This window comes from Thermosporothrix hazakensis (assembly GCF_003253565.1).
Lineage (GTDB): Bacteria > Chloroflexota > Ktedonobacteria > Ktedonobacterales > Ktedonobacteraceae > Thermosporothrix > Thermosporothrix hazakensis.
The window spans coordinates 1-5,782 of sequence record NZ_QKUF01000067.1 but is presented as its reverse complement, the minus strand read 5'-3'; the positions used below and the strand labels follow the sequence as shown (position 1 = coordinate 5,782).

5 protein-coding genes are annotated in these 5,782 nt (G+C 48.9%); 2 read left to right on the top strand and 3 right to left on the bottom strand.

What is annotated here, in order from left to right; translation table 11 throughout:
• The first annotated feature begins 662 nt into the window (after window positions 1-662).
• Together EI42_RS31510 and EI42_RS31505 are read left to right on the top strand one after the other, a co-directional pair.
• Window positions 663-3,305 carry an FAD-binding oxidoreductase gene (locus tag EI42_RS31510; protein WP_111326920.1) on the top strand — a complete coding sequence of 881 codons (2,643 nt, stop codon included), beginning with the start codon at window positions 663-665 and terminating at the stop codon, window positions 3,303-3,305.
• A 222-nt stretch (window positions 3,306-3,527) separates the two neighbouring features.
• Window positions 3,528-3,959, top strand: coding sequence for a response regulator (locus EI42_RS31505; protein ID WP_111326918.1), 432 nt, complete (start codon window positions 3,528-3,530; stop codon window positions 3,957-3,959).
• A gap of 242 nt (window positions 3,960-4,201) precedes the next feature.
• Here the strand turns inward: EI42_RS31505 and EI42_RS31500 are convergent, their stop codons facing one another.
• The 3 genes from EI42_RS31500 to EI42_RS31490 all read right to left on the bottom strand — a co-directional run.
• Window positions 4,202-5,200 carry a tyrosine-type recombinase/integrase gene (locus EI42_RS31500; protein WP_111326916.1) on the bottom strand — a complete coding sequence of 333 codons (999 nt, stop codon included), beginning with the start codon at window positions 5,198-5,200 and terminating at the stop codon, window positions 4,202-4,204.
• 15 nt (window positions 5,201-5,215) lie between these two features.
• Window positions 5,216-5,449: a hypothetical protein gene (locus EI42_RS31495; RefSeq protein ID WP_111326914.1), complete on the bottom strand. Its 234-nt coding sequence runs from the start codon at window positions 5,447-5,449 to the stop codon at window positions 5,216-5,218.
• 18 nt (window positions 5,450-5,467) lie between these two features.
• On the bottom strand, window positions 5,468-5,782 hold a 315-nt coding region (locus tag EI42_RS31490), incomplete at its 5' end, for a hypothetical protein (RefSeq protein ID WP_211326453.1).

The following is a 5,782-nucleotide window of genomic DNA, read 5'->3' as shown; positions in this document are numbered from 1 at the left end:
TCCATGCGGTTCTGTTTTCCACTCTTCAATTGTCAAGGTACTCGCATAACGCGCATAAGCATTATTTCTTTTGCTTTCGCGCTCTTCTCGATTGCTCCGGTATTGTAGCAGTTCGGCCTCACGTTGTCAAGCCCTTTTTTGAGCGGGATTTTCGTCCCGTCATCATTGCGGCTTGCCATCCCTCACACCGGGCACGTTCCTGCTTGAGAGCGTTGTACTCTTCCGCCCGATCATCACTGTCACATGACAGCAACGACCGTTCGTCGAAAACAACACGCGGGAATCATGAACCCGTGGAGAGCCACCTTACCGTGGCGCGAGAACTGCATGCGCTTCTTGTTTGTCCGCCACTGGGACCTTCAAGAGCGAACCTGCGTTCGAGGTTTCGTTAGTATGCCACATCGACACGTCCTTGTCAAGTCCCTTTTCTGCCCGTCATCTCGGGCTGTGGGCCTTGCCAGCCGTACTCCCTGCGGCGAAGCGTATTCTCGCACATCCCCTCGCTCTTGTCAAGAGGTTTGCAGGTTTTTTTTCAAAAATCCATTGCCCTCGAAAAAGCAGCATGGGATAATTACAGGGAGTACCAGGCAGCACGCCGTGTTATACTTCCAGCAGAGAATGAGTTTGAAGATGCCACACACCCCAGGAAGAAGGATCGATTGATGTTACAAGAAGATGCATTGCAGGCGCTCAAAGCTCTTTTGCCCCAAGGGCAGATCTTTACAGACCGAGCGTCACTAATCGCCTATGAAGTCGATGCAGGCGTAGATAAAGGGAACCCCGAGGGCGTGGTCTTCCCGCGCACCGTAGAAGATGTGCAGCGCATTGTCCGCTGGGCGACAGAATACCATGTACCGCTGATCGGGCGAGGTGCTGGAACCGGGCTTTCCGGGGGTGCCGTTGCAGATCGGGGAGGGGTTATTGTTCAATTCTCCTATATGAATCACATACGCGATATTGACATCTATGGACGAAGCATAGTTGTAGAACCGGCACTTATCAACCTGCATCTAGATACCGCAGTAAGCAAGTTTGATCTCTATTTCCCCCCTGATCCCTCCAGCCAGCGTGCATCAACGATTGGAGGCAACGTTTCAGAGAATTCAGGTGGCCCACACTGCTTCAAATATGGAGTCACAACGAACTATATTACCGGGCTCCAGGTTGTACTGGCCGATGGCAAGAGCGTGCGCATAGGAGGCAAAGCGTTCGACTATCCTGAGTATGACCTCTGTGGCCTGTTAACGGGTGGAGAAGGAACGTTAGGACTTCTCACCTGCATTTATGGTCGACTTATCAGGAAACCCCCAGCCGTCAAAACGATGCTTGTTGTGTTCGACTCGGTTGAGCAAGCTGGAGAGGCCGTATCAGCCATCATTGCGGCAGGACTTGTCCCCGCCACAATGGAAATGATGGACCAGAAAATCAGCCAGATTATCGAGCCATTCGCACAGGCAGGCTTACCACTTGATGCGGAAGCGATTCTCATTATTGAGGTTGATGGCTATCCAGAGAGCCTTGATGCGCAGATAGAAGAAATCGTCCAGATTCTAAAGGCACATGGGGGTAGCGGTATTCGTGTCGCCAGAAACGAAGAAGAGCGCACAAAAATATGGCTGGCACGGAAGAGCGCGGCTGGCGCTGTTACCCGCCTTAGCCCTTCATACTACACAGTTGATGTTACAGTGCCACGAAGCAAGCTAGCGCAAACTCTCGCCGAGGTCAATCAGATTATCGACCATTATGGACTTCGGGCGGGCCATCTCCTTCACGCGGGTGATGGTAACCTGCATCCTATGATCCTGATACCTGATCCAGAAGACCCAGAACTGATGAAGCGGATTCACCAGGCAGGACACGATATGGTTGCCTGCTGCGTCCGCATGGGAGGCAGCTTGAGCGGCGAACATGGTATTGGCATAGAGAAACGTGATTATATGCCGCTTATGCACTCGCAAGCTGAGCTCATGGCGATGTGGGATGTTAAACAGGCCTTTGATGCTCAGAACATCTTTAATCCTGGTAAAATCTTTCCCACGCCAGAAAAAGGCGAAGCCAGTCCCTTCACAGGCTATTCCAGCCGCTATCAGACTCCATTAGATGAGACATATCAGTTGAAGTTAAGCGAGACAGGTACCTTCGAGCCCGACAGCGCGGAAGAAGCTGCCCGAGGGTTGCTCTATCTGACCAATCACGATCAACGCGCCCATATTGGAGCTCCAGCATACAAGCAAGAAAACGATATTCAGATCAATACCTCAGCCTTACGCGGCATTCGCGAGTTTGCTCCCGATGATCTCTATATCACTGTCGGCGCTGGCACACCTTTGAAAGAGGTTCAGGACTACCTCGCGCAAGAGCAGAAATGGCTCGCGCTTGAAGCACCGTGGGCAGAAGCGACCCTCGGGGGTTTGATCGCTGCTAATATCAACTCACCATTGCGCATGCGTTACGGCGCGATACGAGAACAGGTGCTTTGCACGACTGTTGCTCTGGCAGATGGACGAGTTATCCGCACAGGGCGTCCAATTGTCAAAAATGTTGCAGGATACGACCTGACCAAGCCATTTGTGGGCTCCTATGGCACCTTAGGGCTGCTTTGTGATGTGACGCTCAAGCTCACTGTCCCCCCCCGAAGCCGCCGCAGCATCCTGATTGGCCTGGACGATCTACCTACTGGCTTTGAGTGGAGTCAGAAGCTGTTGCAACGAGCGCTCAATATGTCCTCACTCGTACTCTGTAAGGGAGTACAGGCGAGCGTCTCTGTTCCACACGGGAAATACCTGCTTGCCTGTACTGTGGAAGGGCATCCAGGAGATGTGGAACTTGAAATTCAGCAAGCAGAACACCTGCTCCATGAGCAGGGCTGCGAGCAGATCACCATTCAGGATGCGCTTCACGGCGTCGACCTCTGGAAGACGCTCCTAACAACCAATGAAGACACAGCTCTACAAGTACGGGTTGGCTTGCCTCTGATTGAGCTTCCAGCATTTGTCCAGAAACAGTCGACACTGCTGGAAGGAGTAAGCTTTCTCGCCGATCTTGCCAGTGGCTTGCTCTATCTGACATATACACCTGAAACCGAAGCACAGACATGGCTTCAGGCTATCCGACAGGAAGCACTCACAAAAGAAGGCTATGCCATTGTGACGAATGGACCGCTCGCGATCCGCCAGGGGCTTGATCCGTGGGGATATGTCCCCGAAGCGCTTAGCGTTATGCGAGCACTAAAAGCACGCTGGGATCCGCAAGGCATCTTAAATAACGGTATGGGCTTCCCTTCCACTCTCACCTCTGCACACTAACAGGCAGGCAAGCTCTCTGTAGCCCGGGAGCTTGCCTTCTTTACTACTGCGCTTGCCTCGAACACAAACGGTTTCTTCATCTATGCAATTCTCTACTTCTCTAAATATGCATTACAGACAATAGTACCAGAATATCGACAAAAATCTATTCACGTCGTAAGCTACCTTAATACAAGAGATCGGACTTACAAGTATTGAGAATGTGCTTGAGAAGGATTATCAATGGAGAAGAAACAAAGACAGCCAATGATGGCCCACGCAGGGCACCATTGCCTTCACGCTGATTCACACCAAAAGACTATTTTACTGATAGAAGATCAGGTCCTTTTCGGGAAGCTTTTAACGCGGATCATCGCCGACCGCACTCCATATCAGGTTATCCACCTCTATGATGGTTCTCAAGTCATACAGATCATGAAAGAAAAGAAGCCTCATCTCCTCGTGCTGGATTATGACCTACCCGGAATGAACGGGATAGAGATTTACGATATGATCCACAATACGCATGAATGGGCTGATATACCGGCGATAATGGTAAGTGCAAATCTACCAGAGCAGGAGATTCGCAAGCGAAATATTCCTGGACTATCTAAGCCTTGCAGCAGTCAGGAATTGCTCTCAGCAATTGAGCAGGTCATGCTTCCACACTCCTGAAAAACAATCAAGCGCCTCGCACGATTGCCGCGAGGCGCTTGTTATTTCCGAGGAAAAGCAGAGGAAAATAAAAAATCGGCCTACCAGCCGACTTTAGAGAGTGGGCGATGAGGGATTCGAACCCCCGGCCTACTGCGTGTAAAAAAGCCGTTCTGTTAACACCTACTTATCAGCCAGCAGAGCCGTTTTAAGACAAGCAACCAACTACTTCAAATCTAAGAAAACAGTTGGCCTACCCAATGCTACTCATCCCAATAACCAGAACCAAAAACTACATCATCTCTCCAATCACCTTCACGTAAAGGCGAATATTTTTCATGCGATTTCCGTAAATGCTGGATAGACAATGAAGCATAGTGGTTCGTCATTTTCAAAGAAGTATGCCCTAATTGACGCTGAACATCCAAAGGACTACGCCCCATCGCAAGTTGAGTAGTAGCCATATAACGCCGACACTGATGAGCTGAAACACGCTTACCATCAATTCCTGTACGCTTCTTAAGCCTTTTGAAAAGAGCAGAAACACCCCACATTGTTAAAGGACAACCATCATCTGCCAAAAAAACAGGATCATCCTTCCTGGAAGGACCACCGCCAGCAAGAACAGACCGATGCGAAGAAAGGTAGTGATGTAAAGGCTTAAAACCATCACTCGACACAGGCACCTGCTGCCACTTGTTACCTTTCCGATGTACCAAAATCACACGACTTACCTTATCTACATCCCCTAAGCGTAAAGAAACCAACTCATTCAATCGTATACCTGTATCAACAAACAAAGTAACAATAGCCTTATTTCGAGCAACTAAAGCTTTTTGTATTTTCTGATCTTTATGGTATGATTCCTCACATGCAGCTAGTAATTTCTCAACGTCCTCTCTACTATATGTAGGGACAAATTTTTTCTCAACACGAGGCAACTTAAAACGAGGAGTAATAGCCCTCTCTATCTTCTCTTCTCGCTCTAACCAATGACAAAAAGCAAGCAAGGATTGACCATAACTATAAATGGATTCATCACTAAGCAACCTTCCTCGATATGTAGGAGTCTTCTTCAAGTATGCCATCCATCCTCGCAAATGCTCAAGTTTTAGCTCCTCCACCTCATCAATACCATGAGCCTCTAATAACCAAGTGTAGAAGTACCTTAAACGCTGCTCATATGTTCTTATTGTTTTCACAGAGCAGTTATCAAGTTCGTGGAGCTCAAGGAACTCCTGAACAGCATCAGTTATTTTCATAGGCACCTCCTACTCTTATGCCAATCGAAACAGCGACAAGAAACAAAGCGAAAACACAAGAACCCGCTCATATGGAGCAGAACATACAAGTACAACATCACCATCATCAGAAATGGACTCAATACGCCCATACTGCTCGATCCCATCACCAAGACCACCAACAACGAACTTCCCAACCCACTGTACACGAGCCTGCTCTACCTGTTGCCCTAAAGACTCCTCTTGCCTACGTTTCTTTGCTCCTCTCATACACACCTCACTTCCTTGCTAACCAACAAACCTCATCTGTTGTCGCTGATAATGCCAAAGTGTGATTACCCGTCCTGATAAAAAAACCCTCCCTTCATTCATGTCCTCAATTACCTCTCGTAAACGATCTCTCTTCTTCTGTCGATATAAAGCCCACTTCATGTTACGAAGTTCCTCTTCTACTTCCCCAAATCCCTCATTCACCCACCCTTGATACGCCTCATCATCAAAATCCCTCAACCTATCCGCTTCTGCTAACACTTCTGCACGGCGCTTTGATCGATACTCCCTCAACTCCTCCTCTTCCGTATCTTGCATCAGCTCCTCTAACCT

Coding starts and splice junctions, on each gene's coding strand:
- EI42_RS31510 (WP_111326920.1), top strand. CDS start 663: ATGTTACAAGAAGATGCATTGCAGGCGCTCAAAGCTCTTTTGCCCCAA.
- EI42_RS31505 (WP_111326918.1), top strand. CDS start 3,528: ATGGAGAAGAAACAAAGACAGCCAATGATGGCCCACGCAGGGCACCAT.
- EI42_RS31495 (WP_111326914.1), bottom strand. CDS start 5,449: ATGAGAGGAGCAAAGAAACGTAGGCAAGAGGAGTCTTTAGGGCAACAG.
- EI42_RS31500 (WP_111326916.1), bottom strand. CDS start 5,200: ATGAAAATAACTGATGCTGTTCAGGAGTTCCTTGAGCTCCACGAACTT.